The sequence below is a fragment of the Enterobacter sp. UPMP2060 genome (assembly GCF_053709655.1).
Genome location: NZ_JBSKJQ010000004.1, coordinates 278,878 through 300,743, shown reverse-complemented (window position 1 = coordinate 300,743; position 21,866 = coordinate 278,878). Strand labels below are relative to the sequence as shown.

Below are 21,866 nucleotides of genomic sequence, written 5' to 3'. Positions count from 1 at the left end.
AGGTTATTCCGCAGGCTGGCTATTGGTCAGGCGCTCAACGGCCCTGACCAGCTCCGCGACGGAGCGCACCTGCATTTTCTCCATCACGCGGCGGCGGTGCACCTTCACCGTGATCTCGCTGACGCCCAGCTCGGCGGCAATCTGCTTGTTCAGCATGCCGCTTATCGCCAGCGTCAGCACCTCGTGCTCGCGCGGGGTGAGGGACATGTGGCGCTGCTTCAGGGCGTAGTGCTCTTTATTGCGCACGGCGTTGTGTTCCGCCAGCTGAAGCGCGGACTCAATGGCGTCGATAAGCGCGGTGGATTCGACGGGCTTGGTGAGAAATTCGTACGCGCCGCCTTTAATGGCGCGCACCGACATCGGGATAGTGCCGTGGCCGGTGAGAAAAATAATCGGGATTTCGCGCCCGCTGTCCTTAAGGGCGTCAGCCACCTCAAAGCCAGAGATGACGGGCATTTGCATATCGAGGACCACGCACGACGGGAGCTCTTCAAAGCGGTGTTGAAGAAACGCTTCTGCCGATGAAAAGCCGACGGCGTTCAGGTCCGCCGAATCCAGCAGCCCGATCACGGACTGCCTGACCGCGTCATCGTCATCAACCACATACACAATGTGTTCCATTCACCGCCCCGGTGCTGATTTACATGTCGAGGATGCAAACAATCCCGCCGGTTACGTAAGGGACTGTTTATGCTGACTTTCATCTTAACACATTAACTGTCATTATCATTTAACAATATGATAACCGTATGAAGATGAAGTATAGCGATCCCTGACCGGAGCGGTTGAGGAACGAAACGCTGATTTTATGCACCCACAAGCTCAATGCGGTTGCCGTCCGGATCCGCAATTACCGCTTCATAGAAGCCGTCCCCGGTCATGCGAGGGGCGCTGAGCAGCGTGCCGTTGGCCTGTGCCCGCTCCGCCATGCTGTCGACCTGCGCTTTGCTGCCGACGTTGATGGCGATATGCGCCCAGCCGATAAACTCCGGGTGCGCAGGGGCGTCGGGCAGATCCGGCAGCGTCATCAGCTCGATGGTCGGCCCGTCATCCAGCGTAATAAAGTGTGATTCGAAACCGGGGCGATTTTTACTGACGTAGCGTTCGTTACTGCGGCCACCAAACACCGTTTCCCAGAACTGAACCTGCGCGTTCAGGCTACGGGTCCAAAGTGCGACATGGGCAATATTCATAAGATCCCTCGTTATTTGTCTGTGAGGACTTTCACCGGTAAAACAGGCTACACTCTGGTTTTGAGCGCGACAAGCTGAGGAAATAACAATGCACTACACACTGAAAGATAGCGACAAGGAAAAAGCGGAAGGGTCAAACGGCGCGGGCGCTCTGCAGCAAAAACTGCTGGAGTCTCGTTCGATTGTGATCTCCGGTGAGATCAACCAGGAGCTGGCGCAGAAGGTCATCACCCAGATGATCCTGCTGCAAAGCGTCAGCAACGATCCGATCAAGCTGTACATCAACAGCCAGGGCGGCCACGTGGAAGCGGGCGATACCATCCACGACTTCATCAAGTTCATCCGCCCGGAAGTGCACGTCATCGGCACCGGCTGGGTGGCGAGCGCCGGGATCACCATCTTCCTGGCGGCGAAAAAAGAACACCGCTACTCGCTGCCGAATACCCGCTTTATGATCCACCAGCCGCTGGGCGGCGTGCGCGGTCAGGCAACGGATATTGAGATCGAAGCGCGCGAGATCATCCGCATGCTGGATCGCGTGAACAAGCTGATCGCTGACGCCACCGGCCAGCCGCTGGAAAAAGTGAAAAAAGACACCGATCGCAACTTCTGGATGTCTCCGGCAGAAGCGCTGGACTACGGCATTGTGGGTAAACTGATTACCCATTATGACGAGCTGAAGCTCGATTAAGTTTTCGCGGCGTGTTTGAGTCGGGTGGCGGCTTCGCCTTACCCGACCTACACGCCCTCGTTTGACCCATGACAAGTTCCCCCTCTGCCTTCTTGCCTATAATCGCGCCTGTTTCCCCTCTCACTGGTGCTACCCATGGCGTATCAACTGAACCTGAACTGGCCGGAATTTCTTGAGAAATACTGGCAAAAACAACCCGTAGTGCTGAAAAATGCCTTCCCGAATTTTGTCGACCCGATCACCCCGGACGAGCTGGCAGGGCTGGCGATGGAGCCGGAAGTCGATAGCCGTCTGGTGAGCCATTTCAACGGCAAATGGCAGGCCAGCAATGGTCCGTTTGAGCACTTTGACGATCTGGGTGAAACCGGCTGGTCGCTGCTGGCGCAGGCGGTGAACCACTGGCATATGCCCGCCGCGGAGCTGGTGCGTCCGTTCCGCGTCCTGCCGGACTGGCGTCTGGACGACCTGATGATCTCCTTCTCCGTGCCGGGCGGCGGCGTGGGTCCGCATATCGATCAGTACGACGTGTTCATCATTCAGGGGATGGGCAGCCGCCGCTGGCGCGTGGGCGACAAGCTGCCGATGCGTCAGTTCTGCCCGCATCCTGCGCTGCTGCATGTCGATCCGTTCGAGCCGATCATCGACGAAGATCTGGCCCCGGGCGATATCCTCTACATCCCGCCTGGATTCCCGCACGACGGCTTTACCCATGAGACGGCGCTCAACTACTCCGTCGGCTTCCGCGGGCCGAACGGTCGCGATCTGATCAGCAGCTTCGCCGATTACGCGCTGGAAAACGATCTGGGCGGCGAGCACTACAGCGATCCGGATCTGAGCTGTCGCGAACACCCGGGCCGCGTGGAGCAGTACGAGCTCGATCGCATTCGTCAGATGATGTTCGACATGATTAGCAAGCCGGATGATTTCACAAAATGGTTCGGCAGCTTTGTCTCGACGCCGCGCCACGAGCTGGATATCGCCGCCGCCGAGCCGCCGTACGCGCCGGAAGAGGTGCTGGACGCGCTGCAGGGCGGCGAAACGCTGTCCCGCCTGAGCGGCCTGCGCGTGCTGAACATCAACGGCAGCTTCTTTATCAACAGCGAACAGCTGGAGACGGTAGACGCGAAGGCGGCGGATGCGCTGTGCCGCTACACCGAACTCGGCCAGGCCGAGCTGGGCGATGCGCTGAAAAACCCGGCGTTTGTTGAAGAGCTCACCGGGCTGATTAACCAGGGATACTGGTACTTCGACGAGTAACCTGCCTGTTGCCCGGTGGCGCTGCGCTTACCGGGCCTACAGGATCGGTTTTCTCCCTCTCCCTGTGGGAGAGGGTCGGGGTGAGGGCATCAGGCCGCACTACTCCTCCATTGCAATCACAATCGCTTCACCCATCTTCTTCAGCGCCTCGCGATTCTTCTCCGTCGGCGGCAGCGCCACGTTGATCCGCAGACAGTTGCGGTACTTCCCGGAGGCGGAAAACAGCGATCCGGCCGCGGCCTGGATCTTCAGCCGACACAGCTGCTTGCTGACGCACACCATGTCGACCTTTTCCGGCAGCTCAATCCACAGCAGGAAGCTGCCCTGCGGGCGCGTGACGCAAATCTCCGCCGGAAAATACTGCCGCACCCAGCAGGTGTAGGTTTCCATATTCTGCTGATAAATCTGACGCATACGGCGCACGTGGCGATGGTAATGGCCGTCGCGAATAAACGCCGCCACCGCCATCTGCGTGCCCGGCACGTTAAACCCGCCCGCGGCGTATTTCATGTGCATTACCCGGTCGTAATAGCGCCCCGGCACAATCCAGCCGACGCGCAGGCCCGGCGCCACGGTTTTGGTAAACGAGCTGCAGAGGATCACGCGGCCGTCGATATCCATCGAATGAATGGTGCGCGGGCGCGGGTACTCTGCCGCCAGCTCGCCGTAAATATCGTCCTCGACAATCACGATATCGTGCCGCTGGGCCAGGGCTAAGACCTGCTTTTTCCGCGCTTCCGGCATGATAAACCCGAGCGGGTTATTGCAGTTGGGCACCAGAATCACGGCCTTGATCGGCCACTGCTCCAGCGCCAGCTCTAACGCCTCGATGCTGATCCCGGTCTCGGGATCGGTAGGAATTTCAATCGCCTTGATGTCAAACCCGCGCAGCATCTGCATGGTGCCGTGAAACGACGGCGACTCCACCGCCACGATATCCCCCGGCTTGCACACCGAGAGCAGGGCAATCGACAGCGCGCCGTGGCAGCCGTTGGTGATGACAATCTCGTTCGCCGCTACGGTGGAGCCGCCGTCCAGCATCAGGCGGGCGATCTGCTCGCGCAGCTCCAGGCGGCCGTCGAGCACGTCATAGCTCAGCATCTCGGCAGGATTATGCTGCGCGATGCGGCTCATCTCGCGCCACAGGGGCTTCAGGCTCGGCTGGTTAATATCCGGCGAGCCGCCGCCGAAGGAGATCATCTCTTTGTCGGCGCGGGCGTCCAGCAGCATCATCACCTCATCCCACTGGGTGACGTCCACGGGGCGCTGCACCGGGCGCGTCATGGCCGGAACCGGCGGCTGGGCCTTGCGCTGCGAGACAAAATAGCCGGAGCGCGGCTGAGGGGTGATCAGCTGGAGATTTTCGAGGATCTGATAGGCCTGCTGTATGGTGCTGATGCTCACGCCGTGCTCCTGGCTCAGCGTGCGCACCGACGGCAGACGTTCGCCGCTGCGATACAGCCCTTGTTCAATACGTTCTGCCAGAAGGTTGGCCAGATGTTGATAGCGCGTCATGCTGTATCCTTTGTTTTCACCATACAGATTACAAAACCAGTACAGATTGCCGTAAAAATTGGCATGCAGATACTGTTTTAGCGGATCTGTATGTTAAACAAAAGGTGTTTTTGAGTCTGTATTGCACAGGCCGATTTCCAGGATGATAACCCCACTGGTACAGTGAGGAGAGCATCATGGAATTCTATGAGAATCGTTCAAAACGTCCGTTCGTCGTGTTTGTCTGGATCGGTAAAACGATCTGCAACTGGTATCGTATCAACCGCACCCGGCGCATCCTGAGCCAGATGAGCGACGAGCAGCTCAAGGACGTTGGGTTGTCGCGGTATGATGTGTGAGCAAAGGATTGCCCGGTGGCGCTACGCTTACCGGGCCTACGGGATCGAGTAGGCTGGGTAAGGCGTAGCCGCCACCCGGCGATTTCAGCTCAACAGCGCAAGCGTCTGCCGCTTCGGCCTCTCCAGCAACGCCAGCGCCTCTTCATACGACCGCACGTTGTTATAGCCCATCACCAGCCCGTAGCGTTTGCCCGAGCCGCGATACCACTCCGAAAGCGCATTCACCTGCAGCTGCTGTTCCTGCCAGCAGCGCGCCACTTCCCGGTCACCGCTGCCTCTGGTCAGGAACGCCACAATATGCATCCCGCCGTCGTTTTGCTCGGTGAAAAACAGATCGCCATACACCTCGCGGAGAGCCGCAATCATCCAGTCGCGGCGGGTCTGATACAGCGCGCGCATCTTTTTCAGGTGACGGAAAAAATGCCCTTCGTTGAGAAACGCGGTGAGGATCTTTTGCGTCAGCACCGGCTGGCCGCTGGTGGTAATGTCCGCGCAGTCGGTAAAGGCCCCGACGGTGCTGGCAGGCATCACCACGTAGCCCATGCGCAGCGACGGCATGATGGTTTTACTGAAAGTGCCCATGAAAATCACCCGGTCGTGCCGATCGAGGCTTTTCAGCGACGGCAGCACCTTGCGGGTGTAGTGAAACTCCCCGTCGTAATCGTCTTCGATGATCCACGCCTCGTTCTGGCTGGCCCAGTCGAGCAGCTGCTGCTTGCGCGGCAGCGATAGCGTGACCGCCAGCGGGCTCTGGTGCGACGGGGTGACGATGGCAAAACGGGCATCGCGATGGTGACGGAGCAGGTAGTCCGTGTCGATACCTGAACGGTCGACCGGCACCGTGTGCAGGCGCGGCACGATCCGCTTGAGCAGCTGCTGGCCCATAAAGTAGCCCGGATCCTCAAACACCACCTTGTCGCTGCGGCTGGCGAGGGTGTCGAGGATCAGCCGCAGGCTGCCGCTGTAGCCGCTGGTGATCAGCACCTGTTCGGCGCTGCAGGACAGCCCGCGTGAAATATTAAGATAGCTGGCGATGGCCTGGCGCAGCGGATACCAGCCCAGAACGGGCGGATTGAGCATCTCCTCCTGACGCATGGCGCGCGTCGCCTGTCCCGCCAGCAGCAGCCATTTTTTATACGGAAAGCTGTCAAGGGCCGGGATGCCGGGGCGCAGAAACCCGGCCCGCTCGCGCTGGCTGATGAGCGATGCCGGAAGCGCGCCGGTGGGCTGTTCCGCAGGGGCACTCTTATCCGGCAACAGCAGATCCGGGTTGACCCGCGTGCCGCGCGCCCCCTGGCTCACCAGATACCCTTCCCCCGTCAGAATGGCATACGCCGTTTCGACGGTTTTACGCGCCACCTTCAGCTCTTCCGCCAGCACGCGGATGGCAGGCACCTTATCGCCCGGCTTCAGCACGCCGCGCGTGATGTTGTCGCGATAGCGGGAATAAATCTCGTGATAGCCCGGCTTCATGTCCTACCTCGTTTCACGCTTTTTGTATCTTTTTACTATGTCATGAACGGCGTAGATTTGCCGCATCGCATGACATATGCCGCACAAAAAAGAGGAAAGACAATGAGCACTCGCGTTAACCACCACAAAGTTACACCCGCCCTCGCCAACGCGCTGTCTGCCCTGAGCATGGAGGTGGCAAAAACCTCCATCGACCCGGCGCTGAAGCACCTGATCGACATTCGCGTGTCGCAGCTGAACGGCTGCACCTTCTGCCTGGATATGCACTCGAAAGAGGCCAAAATCGCCGGCGAGCGCGAGCTGCGCCTGTACCATCTGGCGGCCTGGCGCGAGTCCCCGCTGTTCAGCGCCCGCGAGAAAGCCGCGCTGGCCTTCACCGAAGCGCTGACCCAGATTGGTGTTCACGGCGTGAGCGACGCGCTGTACCGCAGCGTGGCGGAGCACTTCTCGGACGTGGAGATTTCAGAGTTGAACTTCGCCATCGTGGCGATCAACGCCTGGAACCGTCTGGGGATCACCTCCCGCATGGCGCCGGGCTCGCTGGACGCGGCTTACGGGCTGAACAAGGCTAACCTGGAATAATCCCGCGCTCGCGGATCGTTGCCACCAGCGCCCGCAGGCCTGGCGGAACGTGGCGATGGCCGGGGTAGTACAGGCGCAGTCCGGCAAAGGGCTGCGCCCAGTCGTTTAAGACGCTCACCAGTTCTCCACGCTCCAGCTCTTCCCGGATATACAGTTCCGGCAAAAATCCCACCCCTAATCCCGCTTTTACTGCCCGGATCGAGGCAAAAAGATCGGACGTCGCAAAGCGCGGCGGCACGGCAAGGGCGTACGTTTCCCCCCGACGCGCCAGCTCCCAGCGGTAGATCCCGCCGTGGGCCATACGCATGCCGATCCCCTGATGCGAAAGCAGATCGTCCGGCGTCTGTGGAATGCCGTGACGGGCAAAATAGTCCGGCGTGGCGGTAACCAGCTGGCGGATCTCCCCGGTCAGCGGCACGGCGATCATGTCCTGCGGCACGGACTCTTCAAGGCGGATCCCCGCGTCATAGCCTTCCGCGACGATGTCGATCATTCGCGCTTCGCTGACGGTCTCTACGCGCATCTTAGGATAGCGGATCATAAAGTCGATCAGCAGCTGGTCCAGAAACAGGGTGCCGATATGGTTCGGCACGTTCAGACGCAGCGTGCCGGCGGGCTCCCCGGTGTCGCTGTGGATCTCCTCGCTGGCGAGACGGATCTCCTGCAGGGCCGGGCCGATACGCGCCACGTAGCGCTGTCCGGCGTCGGTGAGCGCCACGCTGCGGGTGGTGCGGTTAAAGAGGCGGGTATCAAGGCGGCTCTCCAGCCCGGCGATGGCGTTGCTTACCGCCGTGGCTGACATGCCCAGCTCCTGCGCGGCGGCGCGAAAGCTGCCGCGTCGCACGACCGCCATCACCACTTCCAGCTCTGTCAGACCTGAACGATGCATAGATTATCCTGAAAATCGAAACAACCCTTGCAGCATAGCGTGGATTATCGCAACAGAGAAGCCGTGACAGACTGTGCTCACACAGCCTGAGGAGGTTTATATGCACACCATCGAACAGATCTTTATTAACGGCGAATTTGTTACCCCGCACGGCAACGAGTGGTTTGATTTGTACAACCCGGCTACGGCGCAGGTCATCGGCCAGGTTCGTCTGGCGGATGAGATTGACGCGGAGCGTGCCGTTGCGGCGGCGAAAGCGGCGTTCCCGGCGTGGTCGCAGACCACTAAACAGGAACGCCTCGCGGCGCTAAAACGTATGCACGCCGCCGTGGCCGCCCGTCACGACGATCTGCTGGAAGCGGTCATTGAAGAGTACGGCGCGCCCGCCTCGCGCTCTGCATGGATGGCCAGCTATCCGGCGGAGGTGATTGCTCAGGCCATTGAGGCGCTGGAGGCGTTTGAATTTATCACCCCCGCAGGCGCAGCGACGGTGCAGATGACGCCGCTTGGCGTGGCCGGGCTCATCACGCCGTGGAACAGCGACGCGGGGTTTATCTGCGGCAAGCTGGCGGCCGCGCTGGCTGCGGGCTGTACGGCCGTCATCAAGCCGAGCGAAATGAGCGCCCTGCAAACCCGGATTGTCACCGAAGCGCTGCGCGATGCCGCGCTGCCGCCGGGCGTGTTTAACATCGTCACCGGACGCGGCGAAACCGTCGGTGAAACCATCAGCCGTCATCCCGACGTGGCAAAAATCTCGTTTACCGGCTCGACGAATACCGGCAAGGCGATCCTGCGCAACGCGGCGGAGAGCTTTAAGCGCGTTACCCTGGAGTTAGGCGGTAAATCGCCGACGATCCTGCTGGATGATGTGGATCTGGCGCAGGCGATCCCGCTGGTGATTCAGGCCGGATTTATGAACAGCGGGCAGGCGTGCGTGGCCGGAACGCGCATTCTGGTGCCGCAGGCGCGCAAGGCGGAGATCGAAGCCGCATTGGCGCAGGCCGTGGCGGCGGTGAAATCGGGCGATCCGCGCGATAGCGCGACGGACGTCGGCCCGATGGTCAGCGGAAAGCAGTGGCAGCGGGTACAGGGCTATATCCGTAAAGGAATCGAAGAGGGAGCGCGCCTGCTGGCGGGTGGTGAAGGGAGACCAGACGGCACGCGAGACGGCTGGTTTGTGCGCCCTACGCTGTTTGCCGACGTGAACAACCAGATGACGGTCGCCCGTGATGAGATTTTCGGCCCGGTGCTGTGCGCGATCCCTTATCGTGACGAGGCGGAGGCTGTCGCCATTGCCAACGACACCGACTACGGCCTGAGCGCGATGGTGCTGGGTGGCGATGCGGACCGCGCGCGACGCGTGGCGCAGCAGATTGTTTCCGGTCGCGTGCTGGTGAATACCCTTTCCCATGAGCCGAAGGCGCCGTTTGGCGGGTTTAAGCACTCCGGCGTGGGGCGCGAGATGGGCGAGTGGGGGATTCGGGCGTTTATGGAGCCCAGGTCGATTCTGAGCTAAAACCTGCCCGGTGGCGCTGCGCTTACCGGGCCTACAGGAGCCCACAGGCCGGATAAGCGCAGCGCCATCCGGCACAACATTTCGCTCTTTGCCGAAGCATCATTCCTCTCTACCCTGCATCCTCTCCCCGACATCACAACGGAGAGACCATCATGATTGCAGTCATTTTCGAAGCCAAAGCCGCGCCCGCCCATCAGACGCGCTACCTACAGCTCGCTGCCGAACTCAAACCTCTGCTGGCGGACATCGACGGCTTCATTGATATCGAACGTTTTCAGAGCCTGACGACCGACGGCAAAATCCTGTCGCTTTCCTGGTGGCGCGACGAAGAGGCCGTCCGCCGCTGGAAGCAGAACGTCTTCCATCAGGCGGCGCAAGCCGAAGGGCGGGAGTCGATTTTCGCGTACTACCGTATCCGGGTGGCGCAGCTGGTGCGGGAGTACAGTTCCGAAACCGGAGGGCACGCGGATGTATGACGTTCACCTTATTCTGCTGACGGATGATGATAAGCTGGCCGCAGAGATCACCGAACCCTGGGCGACACATGTTAAAAACGAGCCTACCTCCTGATAACGGCGCGGCGCTGGAACAGGCCATTGCCGCGGTGGCTGCCGCAATGGCCGATCCGTCGCGTGTAAAGATGCTGTGCGCGCTGATGGACGGGCGGGCGTGGACCGCTACCGAGCTGAGCGCGGCGGCAGACGTTGCGCCGTCGACCGCCAGCGGCCATCTCGCCCGGCTGGTGGAAGGGCAATTGGTTACCTGCCTGTCGCAGGGGCGGCACCGCTATTATCGTCTGGCGGGGCACGACGTGGCGGCGCTGGTCGAGCATATGATGGGGCTCTCCTGGAGCCGCATCACCCCGCCGGAAACAACCGCGCCGAAAGCCATGCGCGAGGCCCGAACCTGCTACGACCATCTTGCCGGAAGGGTTGCGGTGCAAATCTACGATTTTATGCAGGCGGAAGGCTGGCTGGAGGCAGACGGTTCAGCGCTCACGCCGTATGGCCGCGAGCAGTTTCTGAAGCTTGGTATTCCGTTAAATCCCAATACACGTCGCAAAGCCTGCTGCGCCTGTCTGGACTGGAGCGAGCGGCGGTTTCATCTGGGCGGTGAGGCGGGCGCGGCGCTGCTCATTCATCTGGAAAGCAAAGGGTGGATCCAGCGGGTGGCTGGGTACAGGGAGGTGGTGGTGACGGCTTCGGGGAAAAGTGCCGTTCAGAGACTTTTTAGCCGCTAAACTCTGCTGCGGGCTGGTGCCCCCACCCCGACCCTCTCCCATGGGGAGAGGGAGAAAATCGTTTCGCAATTCCTGCTCTTTTACCTCTCGTTTCTTGATACTTACCCTGATAACTATTATCGTTACCGCGTGTGACGAGAGGTTTCCCCATGAGCGAAGAAGAACTGTTTAGCCGCAGGCCGATGGGCATGCGGATGGCGATGATCGTGCGCCAGTGGCGTGCCGTCATCGACGACGCCATTCTCGATACCGGGTTAACCCAGTCGAGCTGGACGGTGATGATGCAGCTTCATCAGCTCGGGGATAACGTCTCCGTGAGTGAGCTGGCGGAGGTGCAGGGCATTGAACTGCCGCCGCTGATGCGCACCCTGACACAGCTGGAAAAGCAGGGTTACCTGCTGCGCTCCGTATCGCCTTATGACAAGCGCATCCGGCTTCTGACGCTGACGCCTGAGGGAAAAGCCATATTAAAAAGGCTCACTCAGGTGATTGAGACCTATCAGGCGCGCGTATCGCAAAACATCGCGCCGGAACATATCGACATTTTCAGCGCCACCCTGAATCAATTCGCCTGCAATTTGCGGACAATCCGCGAAGAAGATAACAAGACCGAAAAATAATGACCCCTGAACAAAAGTTTGCCCGCTGGGTAAGGGTGAGTATTGCCTCTTTCCTGCTGATGTTTGTCTACTTTATCGTCGCGGATATCTGGATCCCGCTGACGCCGGACTCCACCGTGATGCGCGTGGTGACGCCGGTTTCTCCGCGCGTCTCCGGCTACGTGGCGGCGGTACATGTCCACAACAACAGCCAGGTGAAAAAAGGCGATCTGCTGTTTGAGCTCGACGACACGCCGTTTCGCAATAAAGTGGAAGCGGCGCAAATCGCGCTTGAGCAGGCACGCCTTTCCAACGACCAGCTGGATGCGCAGATCGCTGCCGCGCAGGCCAGCCTGAAAACCGCCGTGCTGACCGCGCGTAACGACAAAGTGACCTTCGATCGCTACCAGAAGCTGAGCACCCTGCAGAACGTCTCGCAGGCGGATCTGGATAAGGTTCGCACCACCTGGCAGAGCAGCGAGCAGTCCGTCAGCTCTATCCAGGCCAATATCCATAACCTGCGCATTCAGCGCGGCGAGCGGGACGAGCACCGCAACGTGACGCTGCAAAAATACCGTAACGCGCTGGATGAGGCAGAGCTTAACCTCGGCTGGACGAAGGTCTACGCCCAGGCGGACGGCACGGTCAGTAACCTACAGTTAAGTCCGGGCTTTTACGCCTCCTCGGGTTCCGCCGCGCTGGCGCTGGTGAACAACCAGACCGATATCGTGGCCGATTTTCGCGAGAAGAGCCTGCGCCATACCCATCAGGGCACCGATGCCGCCGTGGTGTTTGACGCCTTCCCGGGGCACGTTTTCCGCGCCCACGTGACCAGCAGCGACGCGGGGATACTGGCGGGTCAGGAGGCCGTGAACGGCCAGCTGTCCGAGCCGGAAACCTCCAACCGCTGGGTGCGCGATGCCCAACGCATGCGCATTCACGTGACGCTGGATGAAGCGCTGCCGAAGCATCTGCCGACCGGCGCCCGCGCGACCGTGCAGCTCTATAACAGCGAAGGGCCGTTTGCGCGCTTTTTCTCCGGGATGCAGATCCACCTGGTGAGCCTGCTTCACTATGTCTATTAGCACCCTGGCCCGGGTGTTTACCCCGCACGGCAACATCGTCTATACGGCAAACGACTTTCGCCAGACCCTGCGCATCGTCTTCGCCGGGATGATTGCGCTCAGCATCTCCAGCTTCTACAACACCAGCTACGGCGTATTTTTCGTGGTCTATCCGATCATGCTGCTGTCGCTGGTGCCGGTGTTTAACCGCCACGTGGCAAAGCAGTTTATTTTCAGCGCCGCGCTAAACTGCGTCGAAATGATCTTCATCATCGGCTATCTGTCGCAATGGCCGGTCATTATGACGCTGGTGGTGTTCGCCCTGTACGTGATGCGTTTTCGCTTTATGAGCAAGGGGCCGCTGTTCCTGTTTGGCTCAATGGGCGTGGTGTGCCAGAGCGTGATGCTCAACTTTATGAGCTACCCCACTACCAGCTGGCACACGCTGCTGTTTTCCAACATCGAAGCGAGCGTGATGGCGGTGTGCCTGAGCGCGCTGATGAACTATCTCCTGCCGGACGTGGAGCCCCGCAGGCCGCCGCCGCTGATTGAGAAAGACGATGCCCGCGTGCGCCACGAGTCGCTGCTCTCCGGCACCGTCGCGACGCTGATATTCGTGGTGTTTCAGATCAGCGACTTAAGCGATTCGCTTTCGGCGCTGATGGCGGGGATTTTAATTCTGTTCCCCATGCACTACCGCGGTTCGGTGATGAGCTCGATCTGGCGCGTGGTCGGCGTGGTGCTGGGCTGTCTCTATATTCTGGTGGTGCAGCTGATCCTCTACGATCACAGCAGCCATATGCTGCTGATGATGCCGCTGATTGGCCTCGGGCTGGCGTTTGGCGCGCGTCTGCACGTGATGGAAAAGGTGGGCGCGGGCGTGGGGTTCTCCAGCATCACGACCATCGGCATTATGTTCGGGCAGAACATGCACCCGGACACTGACCTGGTGTTCAGCGATCTCTACCGCATCACCTCCGTTACCTTTTCGCTGGTCGCAACGCTGACGATGGTCTTCCTGGTGCACCTGATCCTCAACCGCTTTGAGGCGACGCGCTACGTCATCGCGCCGCCCAAAGTAGATTAATGCCCCAGCACGGCAGGCAGCTGCGAGAGTAAAAACAGGATCAGGCCTATCGTCCCGCCGACCAGCGTGCCGTTGACGCGGATGAACTGCAGGTCTTTTCCGATATTGAGCTCAATCTGTCGGGACATGTCTTTGGCGTCCCAGCTTTTGACCGTGTCGCTGATGTGGCGCGTCAGGAACGCGGCGAAATCCGGCGCGAGGCGGTGCGCGGCCTGCTCCAGATGTTCGTTCAGCGACGCCCGCAGGCTGGCGTCGTTAGACAGCGTTTCGCCAAACCACAGCCCGGCGTTGGCGATGCGCTGCTTCACGCGCGAATCCTCGCTTTGCATATCCGCTTTCAGCCACTGGCGCAGGTCGGCCCACATCTCTCCCAGATAGCGGTTAAACGCCTCATCGTTTTTCAGGTAGTGCTTGATGTTGTCGGCTTTCGCCGCCATTTCCGGATCGTTTTTCAGGTTGTCGATAAGCTTCAGCGTGGCGCGGTCGAACGCCTGGCGGATCTGGTGCGTGCGGTCGTGGCTGATATCGTCCAGCAGCGCGTTCACCGCGTTCGACACCATCTCCGCGCTTTGATCGCCCAGCCACTCGGTGGGCAGCACCATCGCTTTGCGCGGGTGTTCGGTCTTCAGCCAGTGGACAATCTGATCGGCAATAAAGTCCCGCGTGCTCTCCCGCTGAATCAGGGTAATCAGACGATTGATGATCGCATCCAGCAGCACCTGGTGGCGGTTGTTTTTGGTCATGCTCTCCAGCATCACGGCGCTGGTTTCGGTGAAATCGACCTTGTCGATGGCCTTATGCACCGCCCGTTTGAGCAGCCGCTGAATACGCCCGTCGTCGGTGAGTTCGAGAAAACCGCTCATCACCTGCATCAAGTGCAGCCCGACGCGCTGAGCGTTGTCCGGTTTGCTGAACCAGGCGCCGATCATCTGCGCAGGTTCATAGCGGCGCATGAGTGCCACCAGCGACTGGGTATCAAGAAACTTCTCCTGCACAAACTGGCCGAGATTGTCGCCGATCCGGTCTTTATTGCGCGGGATAATCGCCGTATGGCGCGAGATAAACGGAATGGGCACCCGGCGGAAAAGCGCAACCACGGCAAACCAGTCTGCCAGCGCGCCGACCATCGCCGCCTCGGCAATGGCCTTCACGCCGCGCACCCAGAAGGTCTGCGGCAGGAACAGGGTGGTGATAAACGCCGCGGCGGCAATCAGCAGCAGCGACAGCGCCAGCAGCTTGGCGCGTTTGAGTTCAGCTATTTTTTCCATGGGTTAAGGATAGAGGGAAGTTCACCGAAAGTGCAAAACTGGTGTAAGAGGAGGGGATGCATAATTTGAGCGAACAGACCGCTATTATATTAAAAAATATATGTATTAAAATTATCTATTATTAATTTTTATATATTTTTTGTGCTTGTTTATTCCCGACAGTAAGTTTTTGTGACCTTCATGGTAATTTCTATTTTCTTGTCCGTCATAAGATAAAGAACTATTTGTAAAAGGAGGTGGTATTAATGACATGGGAATATAAAGTATCGACGGGAGTATTGAGCCATAACGGTGAGTTTGTCGCTAGCTGCTACAGCGGCGCTGGTGAATCGAAAGATAAACCCGAGTGTGAAAGTCAACGAAACAGAGGCCCCATACCCAGAGGTATTTATTTTATTGCCGGATGGAATAATCATAAAAGTGCAGAGGCCATAATTCATGAGCCTATAGCCGGAACCAATACCTTTGGTAGAGATCACTTTCAAATTCATGGTGATAAAAAAGGGCTGCCGCCAGGTACTGCGTCAGCAGGTTGCATCATTATGAACGGCCAGGACAAGCGCCATATAATTTATGATTCTGGTGACACAATACTGGTGGTACGATAATGAAATATATTATTGCGCTATTCTTTTTGTCCTTGCCGATGGGCTTATTTGCCAAAAATCATACGCCTGAAAAGATTTTACAAATGATAAACGACAAGGGGGCCAGCACTGTTGTTGGTGAAATGAACTCAAATGATAACGGTGAGTCGGAATGGTGGAACCATGTCATCCCGAAAATCAGGAGCGGAACACAAGCATGGTTAGCGGTGGCGAGTGCCCTTGAACCCGGAGTAGACGCCAGTACGGCTGAAGATTTAAAGGCGGCGCTTTCAGAAGCCATCCCGCATAACCCTGAGGGTGTCTTAGCAATATTAAAAGACGATAAACCGTTGCTCACTATTGAACAAGTCTGCGCTTTTGCTAATTTCCCTGAGACGGAAGCAGAGAGCAATAAGCTTTATGTAGATTCCATCAGGGAGATGTTTAAAATAAAAAGCCCTGAGGGTAAAAGATGTCTCGCCGTCATGATCGCCACCGTTGAACACTCTGTTCCATTCGATAAGGATATTTAAATGGCCATTCCGGGATATATGTCATTAACTGACGATGCGGGTAATATTTTAAAAGGGAGCGTGAGAGTTAAAGACCGTGAAAACCAGATTGAGGTTTTAGGGCTCTACCATAACGTAAGCTATAATTCTGACCTGCATAATGGCAGAGTGTTGAGCAAACGCCAGCATCGCCCCTTTCTGATTGAAAAGGAAATTGATGCCTCCAGCGTTTATCTCTATAAAGCGCTCAGCACGGGCGGTACGCTCAGGAAAGCGACTATCGACCTTTACAGAATCAATGATGCCGGTCAGGAAGAAATCTATTTCACGATAACGCTGGAATCGGTAAAAGTCGTCACACTGTTTTCATTAATGCATGACGTGAAAGAGACTTATCATGAAAAACAGGGGCATCTTGAGCTTGTTCTGCTTCGTTATGAAAAGATTACCTGGCATTACCGTGACGGTAACGTTATTCATTTGGATGACTGGGATTATCGGTTAGGGGCTTGATTAACTGTCTCCGGGATACGGGCGGTTTCCCGGAGACAGAGCGCGATAACGTTAAATTTCGCCTTTTAATCCCTCTTCCAGCTCATCAAAAAGCTGTAAATCCACGTCCAGCAGCTCGACCGCATTGCTGCGTCGGATGCCGACATTATTCTCAATCAGCAGTTCTAGCAGCCGGTCACCATCTATCAAGGTAATAGGGGCAGCTCCGGGATGCAGAGCCGCTTTTTCACAGTTCCCGGCAAAACGCCCCGTGGTGATGAGTGTGCCCCGGATCGCGCTGTGATAAGGCAACGCACCACGTAACTGGTCGATAACAGGGCGGGTGATATTGCTCTGCATACGCTTAACCTGCACCACTTCCGTGATGGTGGTAATGCCCACCTGTACTCTGCCGACGACATCAACACCCTTATCGCCCGACGCTTTGGTCACTTCCACCTGTTCATAACCCATCGCCTCGAGAAGTTGACCAATCAGATGCTCAAACTTGTAGGGATTCATTGTGCTTATTTGTTCGTGAAGCTGCTCTTTTTGCTGCTGGTTGTAACGCTTCACTGCGTCCAGAAGTTCTTTTCGTGGGTCGGCTTTGCGGGCCGGTAAGGCATTCGCTAACCATGCGCGGCCCTTATCGGTGATGTAGTAGCTCATCCCTTCCCGGGCGACCTTATCGCGATCGATCAGGTTATAGAGGCGCGAGTAGAGCGTGCTTTTGATGGAGCTGGTAGAAGCGAATTTTGAATGCTGGTGTAAAAAAGCCTGCCATTCCGGGAGTAGATCAGCACGACGGGACATTTCACGTCCAGCCAGCAGTTCAAGAAGATGCAGTAACCCTTCTTTATCGTCCAGCGTGCGTAACGTGGCATCTTCATTATTCAGAAATTGCTGCCCGCCCTCGGTGGGTACCCAGGTATCTTTCGGCGTCGTTTCCATCAGTTCGAAGACTGAAGAGTTTAGAAACAAATAGCTACCGTAACTATGGCGCGGATTGAGGATGTGATTATCCTGATTCCAGATCCGCAGCGCGATCTCAGCGTCTTCACCTTTGAGGCGTTCGTTGATCCACATATCAGGTTCGGACCAGTCAACCGGGTTTTGCGGCGTGCCGGTTTGTTCCTGAATTGCAGTGATCATGTTACGTACAGAATTCACTGAATAGCCGGAGACGGCTTTCATCATTGCCTGAACCTGCGCATAGGTTGGAAAAAGTGGCGTAATAACTTTGTAATTTTTCACGTTGTTCCCTTAACGATTGCTTTGGCTTTAGCTTGCCACGTCAGGGAATAAATACACATAGCTAAGTCACTTATTTTGTAAGGTAATAATGTTCTTGTAGGTTTTCTATATAGGCAAAACACTATCTGCCACCAATCGCCACAGCACCCATCCGCCAAACCCCATCAGCACCACCCCCGCCGTGCGCTCAATCCACCACAGCGAACGGCTGAGCTTCTGTTGTACCGCCGATAGCCCCATCAGCGACACCAGCGCCAGATCCCACACCAGCACCACCACCACCATCCAGACGCCGCAGATCGATTGCTGAAGCAGCGTGACGTCCGACCCCAGTAACGCCGTCATCAGCGCCAGATAGAACAGCGCGTTCTTCGGGTTTAACAGCGCCGAACCGAGCCCCAGCAGGATCTGCTTGCGCAGCGAAGGGAAGCGCTGGTGGGTTTCGTTCAGCGTCAGCGCCTGCTGGCGGCTGCGAATCAGATGCAATCCGATCCACAGCAGGTACAGCGCCCCACAAAGCTCGATAAGCGTAAACAGCCACGTAAACTGGCGCAGCGCGCTCCAGCCGATAATCACCAGAAGAATATAGAGCGCGTTACCCGCGGCAATGCCGAGGCACAGTCCGGCGCTGCCGCGCAGCCGGTAACGCGCGGCGTAGCCCACCAGCAGGAAGAAATCCGGGCCCGGGCTTAGCAGGGCGACAAAGTGCGCCAGCGCCAGGGCGAGAAAAGCGGAAGGGAAGAACAGTTCCATAGCGACCTCAGTTAACAATCTGCGGTCAGAGTACGGCGCTGCAGAGCCTATTTATTGTCTGATATTGATCGGCCGGTGGCGTACTGGCGCGGCGTGGCGGCGGTATAGCTGACGAAGGTCTTATGAAAATGGCTCTGGTCGGCAAAGCCGCTCTGGTAGCCGACGTCGGCAATATCGTCCCCGGCACGCAGCCGCACCTTGGCGTACTCCACGCGGGAGATGTTGAGAAAACTGCCCGGCGTCAGGCCGGTGTCCTGCCTGAAGGTGCGGATCAGCGTCTCCTTGCGCAGCGAGAAGCGTTGGGCAAGCTCGTCGAGGGAAGGCGGGCAGGTGAGATCGGAAAGAAACGCCTGCTGAATCTGCTGGCTGGTTCCGCGAAGCGCGTCAGCGTTATCCGCGGCGCGGGGAAGGGAAGAAAGCAGCGTCTCAAGGGACGCCGGAGACAGGGTCTCGACAACGTCCAGGTAATGGGCAAAGAGGGTTGGGCTACGAATCACCTGTAGCGCCAGCGGAAGCTCGGTGTCGATGTAGAGCATATGGTAGCTGCGCGGTTGCCCGGCGACGGGGTTACAGCTGTGCGGCGCACCGGCCGGGATCGTGATGAGGTCCCCGGGATGAAGGATGTACTCTCTGTCATGACACACGCAGCGGGTCTGGCCCTCCACAATCGCGCCGATGGAGAGCTGAGGGTGACTGTGGCGTTTGTACGCCTGCGTACTCTGCCAGGTGCTGCGCAGCTCAAGGCCTGAGGCGCGGTGAAAAGTCTGGCGGATATGTCGGGTATCGGTCATGGTCGCTCCTTCTGGAGGTTTTTTATACCACGTCAGCGAACCGTCCGGCAGCGCTTCATTAAGAACCTTCCGGATATACCCAACTTTACGTCCACAGCCAGTCATGTTGACTACCCTTAATACCCTAAGCGGTAAAACAAGGAGATTCGACATGGCTTATCAGACAGTAAATCCTGCCACTAACCAGCTCATCAAAGAATACCCCTCACATACCGACGCGGATATCGAAGCGGCGCTCAGCGCGGCCGATGCGCTTTATCATTCGGACTGGGCGAAAGGCGACATCAGCCAGCGCCTGCCGGTGCTTTATAAGCTTGCCGATCTGATCGACGAGCGCGTGGAGGATCTTGCGAAAATCGCCAGCCAGGAGATGGGTAAGCTCATCGAACAGAGCCGCGGCGAGGTGAAGCTGTGCGCGCACATCGCCCGCTACTACGCCGACAACGCGCAGCGGTTCCTTGCCCCGGTGAAGTACGACTCTGAGCTCGGGGAAGCGTGGGTGGAGCATCACCCCATCGGCGTGCTGATGGCCGTTGAGCCGTGGAACTTCCCGTATTACCAGCTGATGCGCGTCCTGGCGCCGAACCTGGCGGCGGGTAACCCCGTCATCGCCAAGCATGCCAGCATCGTGCCGCACTGCGCCGAGACCTTTGCCCATCTGGTGCGCGAGGCGGGGGCACCGGAAGGGGCATGGACCAACTTGTTTATTTCGTCCGAGCAGGTGGCGAACATCATTGCCGACGATCGCGTGCAGGGCGCCGCATTAACCGGCTCCGAAAAGGCGGGCAGCGTGGTGGCGGCGCAGGCGGCGAAGCACATCAAGAAATCTACGCTGGAGCTGGGCGGTAATGACGTGTTCGTGGTCCTGGATGACGCAGACCTTGAGAAGGCCGTGAAAATTGGCGTTAACGCGCGGCTCAACAACGCCGGGCAGGTCTGTACCGCGGCGAAGCGCTTTATCCTGCATGAAAAGATTGCAGAGGCCTTCCTGAGCAAATTCACCGAGGCGTTTAAGCAGGTGAAGATTGGCGATCCGCTGGACGAAAGCACCACGCTGGGGCCGCTGTCGTCTAAAGATGCGCTCGAAACGCTGACCAGACAGGTTAACGAGGCGGTGAAAAACGGCGCCACGCTGCACTACGGCGGCAAACCGGCGCAGCGCGACGGGAGTTTCTTCGAACCGACGATCCTGACGAATATTTCCCGCGATAACCCGGCGTATTTCGAAGAGTTTTTCGGCCCGGTGGCGCAGATGTACGTGGTGAAAAACGACGACGAGGCGGTCGCGCTGGCGAACGACTCCCACTACGGCCTGGGCGGGGCGGTATTCAGCCAGAATATCGAGCGCGCGAAGAAAATGGCGTCGCGGATTGAGACCGGGATGGTGTACATCAACTGGCTCACCGATACCGCGCCAGAGCTGCCGTTCGGCGGCGTGAAGCGCTCCGGCTACGGGCGCGAGCTGTCGGATATGGGGATCAAAGAGTTTGTGAACCAGAAGCTGGTGGTGGTGCATAAGTAAGAGGTCATAAAAAAACCTGCCAGCCGGCAGGTTTTTTTAAAGGGATTATTGCACTTCGATCTTGTCCCAGCCGCTTTTGAACATGCAGCTGTCAACTAACGTATCCCGGCGATATTCATTCGCGTCTTCAACCGTGTAGCTCGTGGAAATATCCTTTTTCTTGTTCTTTTTGTCCGTTTTTTCCGAGCTGGATCCGGTTACGACGTTATCCGGGGGCAGATCGATCAGCGCCTGCGCTTCGCATTCCGTGAGCTTTTTATTCATTTCCGCATCGCTGACGCCCGGTTTCACCCATTTGTACTGGACGCAGCCGGCGAGCATCAGCGTGAGGCTCAGAACGCAAAGCGCGGTCATGCGGTGTTTCATCAGAAGGTGACTCCACCGCCTACATATGCGCCGTCAATCAGCGTGTGGCCAGGACGACCGTCTTTGCCGTCCACGCTCACGTGGCGGTAGCCCACTTTCAGGGTCACTGGCGTAATTGGCGTCCAGCTTACGCCGCCGTTGGCTTCGACGTAGTTTTTCACGCTGTTGTTCAGGCCTTCTGGTGCGACATAGCCTTCACCGTACACGTGGATGCTGTCGGTCAGGGCAACGTTTACGCCGCCGCCAATCGGGAACGCCACGCCGTTATCGCCTTTTTTCGGGCCGAGGTAGATGGCTTTTGCGCCCGCGTTCAGCATCACCGGGCCAAGACCCAGGTTGTAGCCTGCGCCCACGCCGCCGGTCTGGGTACCGTCGTCGGTGTTTTTGAGCCAGTTACTTTCCAGATAAACACCGGATGAGGATTTCCCCATTTCCAGATTGAGGTTGGTAAAGTTTTTACCCTGCTCAACGGTGCCGCCCATCGCCAGTGCGGAACCCGATACGGCAGCCAGAGCAGAAAGAAGAAGGATATTCAGTTTTCTCATGTTTTTTGCCTCGTCATTAAATTCATCTGGGCGCACCTTAACAAGCGATGTTAATGACTGCAAATGTGATATAAATCGCGGTTTTATACTGATATTGTTAACTTTTTTATTGAAGTTGTTGCAATGATGTTTGATTGTCGGGGTGTCAACAGGGGATGTTTTTAGCGTTTAGGAACCGTTTAGTTTTTTGACTAAACATAAACTGAACGAGGCGGGGATAGTGATTTGAGATGAATTAATTGGGTTTCTAATAATTTCCAAAAATGTTTCGCCTGTCACACAAAACAACAAAGCCTTACATTTCGAGCGATGAATATACGTTCAATCGCGCA

Annotated in this window: 25 protein-coding genes and 1 pseudogene; 15 read left to right on the top strand and 11 right to left on the bottom strand. The window is 57.7% G+C overall.

What is annotated here, in order from left to right; translation table 11 throughout:
- Positions 1-3 precede the first annotated feature (3 nt).
- A complete protein-coding gene (locus ACWKXN_RS12235) occupies positions 4-621 on the bottom strand; it encodes a response regulator transcription factor (RefSeq protein ID WP_048980636.1) in 618 nt (205 codons plus the stop codon).
- 185 nt (positions 622-806) lie between these two features.
- On the bottom strand, positions 807-1,193 hold the full coding sequence (locus ACWKXN_RS12230; RefSeq protein ID WP_039260954.1) for a VOC family protein: 387 nt from the start codon (positions 1,191-1,193) through the stop codon (positions 807-809).
- An 88-nt stretch (positions 1,194-1,281) separates the two neighbouring features.
- Between ACWKXN_RS12230 and ACWKXN_RS12225 the strand changes: the two genes are divergently transcribed.
- Complete coding sequence (locus ACWKXN_RS12225) at positions 1,282-1,884, top strand: ATP-dependent Clp protease proteolytic subunit (RefSeq protein WP_023310243.1); 603 nt, start codon at positions 1,282-1,284, stop codon at positions 1,882-1,884.
- Between the two features lie 135 nt (positions 1,885-2,019).
- A complete protein-coding gene (locus ACWKXN_RS12220) occupies positions 2,020-3,141 on the top strand; it encodes a ribosomal protein uL16 3-hydroxylase (protein WP_454543839.1) in 1,122 nt (373 codons plus the stop codon).
- A 99-nt stretch (positions 3,142-3,240) separates the two neighbouring features.
- Here the strand turns inward: ACWKXN_RS12220 and ACWKXN_RS12215 are convergent, their stop codons facing one another.
- Positions 3,241-4,656, bottom strand: coding sequence for an aminotransferase-like domain-containing protein (locus ACWKXN_RS12215; protein ID WP_033144539.1), 1,416 nt, complete (start codon positions 4,654-4,656; stop codon positions 3,241-3,243).
- Positions 4,657-4,832: 176 nt separating this feature from the next.
- On the opposite strand from ACWKXN_RS12215, the gene ACWKXN_RS12210 reads away from it, so the two are divergent.
- Positions 4,833-4,994: a DUF1127 domain-containing protein gene (locus ACWKXN_RS12210; RefSeq protein WP_023334364.1), complete on the top strand. Its 162-nt coding sequence runs from the start codon at positions 4,833-4,835 to the stop codon at positions 4,992-4,994.
- 84 nt (positions 4,995-5,078) lie between these two features.
- Here the strand turns inward: ACWKXN_RS12210 and pdxR are convergent, their stop codons facing one another.
- A complete protein-coding gene (gene pdxR / locus ACWKXN_RS12205; protein WP_454543838.1) occupies positions 5,079-6,467 on the bottom strand; it encodes a MocR-like pyridoxine biosynthesis transcription factor PdxR in 1,389 nt (462 codons plus the stop codon).
- A gap of 102 nt (positions 6,468-6,569) precedes the next feature.
- Between pdxR and ACWKXN_RS12200 the strand changes: the two genes are divergently transcribed.
- Complete coding sequence (locus ACWKXN_RS12200) at positions 6,570-7,049, top strand: carboxymuconolactone decarboxylase family protein (protein WP_014882392.1); 480 nt, start codon at positions 6,570-6,572, stop codon at positions 7,047-7,049.
- Here ACWKXN_RS12200 and ACWKXN_RS12195 read toward each other — a convergent pair.
- Entirely contained in the window at positions 7,036-7,938 is a 903-nt protein-coding gene (locus ACWKXN_RS12195; protein ID WP_033144541.1) for a LysR family transcriptional regulator, read from the bottom strand. The genes ACWKXN_RS12200 and ACWKXN_RS12195 overlap by 14 nt on opposite strands.
- A 100-nt stretch (positions 7,939-8,038) precedes the next feature.
- Between ACWKXN_RS12195 and ACWKXN_RS12190 the strand changes: the two genes are divergently transcribed.
- The 7 genes and pseudogenes from ACWKXN_RS12190 to ACWKXN_RS12160 all read left to right on the top strand — a co-directional run bounded on the left by ACWKXN_RS12190 (position 8,039) and on the right by ACWKXN_RS12160 (position 13,444).
- Positions 8,039-9,454, top strand: a complete 1,416-nt coding sequence (locus ACWKXN_RS12190; RefSeq protein ID WP_454543837.1) for an aldehyde dehydrogenase family protein — start codon at positions 8,039-8,041, stop codon at positions 9,452-9,454.
- Positions 9,455-9,606: 152 nt separating this feature from the next.
- Positions 9,607-9,930: an antibiotic biosynthesis monooxygenase family protein gene (locus ACWKXN_RS12185; RefSeq protein WP_454543836.1), complete on the top strand. Its 324-nt coding sequence runs from the start codon at positions 9,607-9,609 to the stop codon at positions 9,928-9,930.
- 4 nt (positions 9,931-9,934) lie between these two features.
- Positions 9,935-10,024: pseudogene (locus ACWKXN_RS12180) on the top strand (amino acid-binding protein); the annotation flags it as partial.
- Entirely contained in the window at positions 9,999-10,694 is a 696-nt protein-coding gene (locus tag ACWKXN_RS12175; RefSeq protein ID WP_214580034.1) for an ArsR/SmtB family transcription factor, read from the top strand. The pseudogene ACWKXN_RS12180 and the gene ACWKXN_RS12175, both read left to right, overlap by 26 nt.
- 149 nt (positions 10,695-10,843) lie before the next feature.
- Positions 10,844-11,314, top strand: a complete 471-nt coding sequence (locus ACWKXN_RS12170) for a MarR family winged helix-turn-helix transcriptional regulator (RefSeq protein WP_033144545.1) — start codon at positions 10,844-10,846, stop codon at positions 11,312-11,314.
- The gene (locus tag ACWKXN_RS12165; RefSeq protein WP_109846354.1) at positions 11,311-12,378 is read left to right on the top strand and encodes an HlyD family secretion protein; all 1,068 of its coding nucleotides are present in this window, start codon (positions 11,311-11,313) and stop codon (positions 12,376-12,378) included. The genes ACWKXN_RS12170 and ACWKXN_RS12165 overlap by 4 nt, the downstream gene beginning before the upstream one ends.
- Positions 12,368-13,444, top strand: coding sequence for a DUF2955 domain-containing protein (locus ACWKXN_RS12160; RefSeq protein WP_023310256.1), 1,077 nt, complete (start codon positions 12,368-12,370; stop codon positions 13,442-13,444). Before ACWKXN_RS12165 ends, ACWKXN_RS12160 begins: the two co-directional genes overlap by 11 nt.
- Here ACWKXN_RS12160 and ACWKXN_RS12155 read toward each other — a convergent pair.
- Positions 13,441-14,712, bottom strand: coding sequence for a DUF445 domain-containing protein (locus ACWKXN_RS12155; protein WP_454543835.1), 1,272 nt, complete (start codon positions 14,710-14,712; stop codon positions 13,441-13,443). The genes ACWKXN_RS12160 and ACWKXN_RS12155 overlap by 4 nt on opposite strands.
- A 245-nt stretch (positions 14,713-14,957) precedes the next feature.
- On the opposite strand from ACWKXN_RS12155, the gene ACWKXN_RS12150 reads away from it, so the two are divergent.
- From ACWKXN_RS12150 to tssD, 3 genes are read left to right on the top strand one after another with little or no spacing between them, the layout of a single operon-like run.
- Entirely contained in the window at positions 14,958-15,320 is a 363-nt protein-coding gene (locus ACWKXN_RS12150; RefSeq protein ID WP_454543834.1) for a tlde1 domain-containing protein, read from the top strand.
- The gene (locus tag ACWKXN_RS12145) at positions 15,320-15,832 is read left to right on the top strand and encodes a hypothetical protein (RefSeq protein ID WP_182931483.1); all 513 of its coding nucleotides are present in this window, start codon (positions 15,320-15,322) and stop codon (positions 15,830-15,832) included. The genes ACWKXN_RS12150 and ACWKXN_RS12145 overlap by 1 nt, the downstream gene beginning before the upstream one ends.
- Complete coding sequence (gene tssD, locus ACWKXN_RS12140) at positions 15,833-16,324, top strand: type VI secretion system tube protein TssD (RefSeq protein WP_454543833.1); 492 nt, start codon at positions 15,833-15,835, stop codon at positions 16,322-16,324.
- 51 nt (positions 16,325-16,375) lie between these two features.
- Here the strand turns inward: tssD and ACWKXN_RS12135 are convergent, their stop codons facing one another.
- The 3 genes from ACWKXN_RS12135 to ACWKXN_RS12125 form a co-directional block, all read right to left on the bottom strand.
- Positions 16,376-17,557 (bottom strand): restriction endonuclease, encoded by a 1,182-nt coding sequence (locus ACWKXN_RS12135; RefSeq protein ID WP_454543832.1) that lies wholly within the window; start codon positions 17,555-17,557, stop codon positions 16,376-16,378.
- A 105-nt stretch (positions 17,558-17,662) separates the two neighbouring features.
- Positions 17,663-18,310: a LysE family translocator gene (locus ACWKXN_RS12130; protein WP_454543831.1), complete on the bottom strand. Its 648-nt coding sequence runs from the start codon at positions 18,308-18,310 to the stop codon at positions 17,663-17,665.
- Between the two features lie 47 nt (positions 18,311-18,357).
- Positions 18,358-19,101, bottom strand: coding sequence for an AraC family transcriptional regulator (locus ACWKXN_RS12125; RefSeq protein WP_454543830.1), 744 nt, complete (start codon positions 19,099-19,101; stop codon positions 18,358-18,360).
- A 151-nt stretch (positions 19,102-19,252) separates the two neighbouring features.
- On the opposite strand from ACWKXN_RS12125, the gene ACWKXN_RS12120 reads away from it, so the two are divergent.
- Positions 19,253-20,623 carry an NAD-dependent succinate-semialdehyde dehydrogenase gene (locus tag ACWKXN_RS12120; protein WP_454543829.1) on the top strand — a complete coding sequence of 457 codons (1,371 nt, stop codon included), beginning with the start codon at positions 19,253-19,255 and terminating at the stop codon, positions 20,621-20,623.
- 45 nt (positions 20,624-20,668) lie between these two features.
- Here the strand turns inward: ACWKXN_RS12120 and ACWKXN_RS12115 are convergent, their stop codons facing one another.
- Both ACWKXN_RS12115 and ACWKXN_RS12110 read right to left on the bottom strand, forming a co-directional pair.
- Positions 20,669-20,989, bottom strand: a complete 321-nt coding sequence (locus ACWKXN_RS12115) for a hypothetical protein (protein WP_039262264.1) — start codon at positions 20,987-20,989, stop codon at positions 20,669-20,671.
- Positions 20,989-21,534 (bottom strand): YfaZ family outer membrane protein, encoded by a 546-nt coding sequence (locus ACWKXN_RS12110; RefSeq protein ID WP_454543828.1) that lies wholly within the window; start codon positions 21,532-21,534, stop codon positions 20,989-20,991. The genes ACWKXN_RS12115 and ACWKXN_RS12110 overlap by 1 nt, the downstream gene beginning before the upstream one ends.
- Positions 21,535-21,866: the final 332 nt, after the last annotated feature.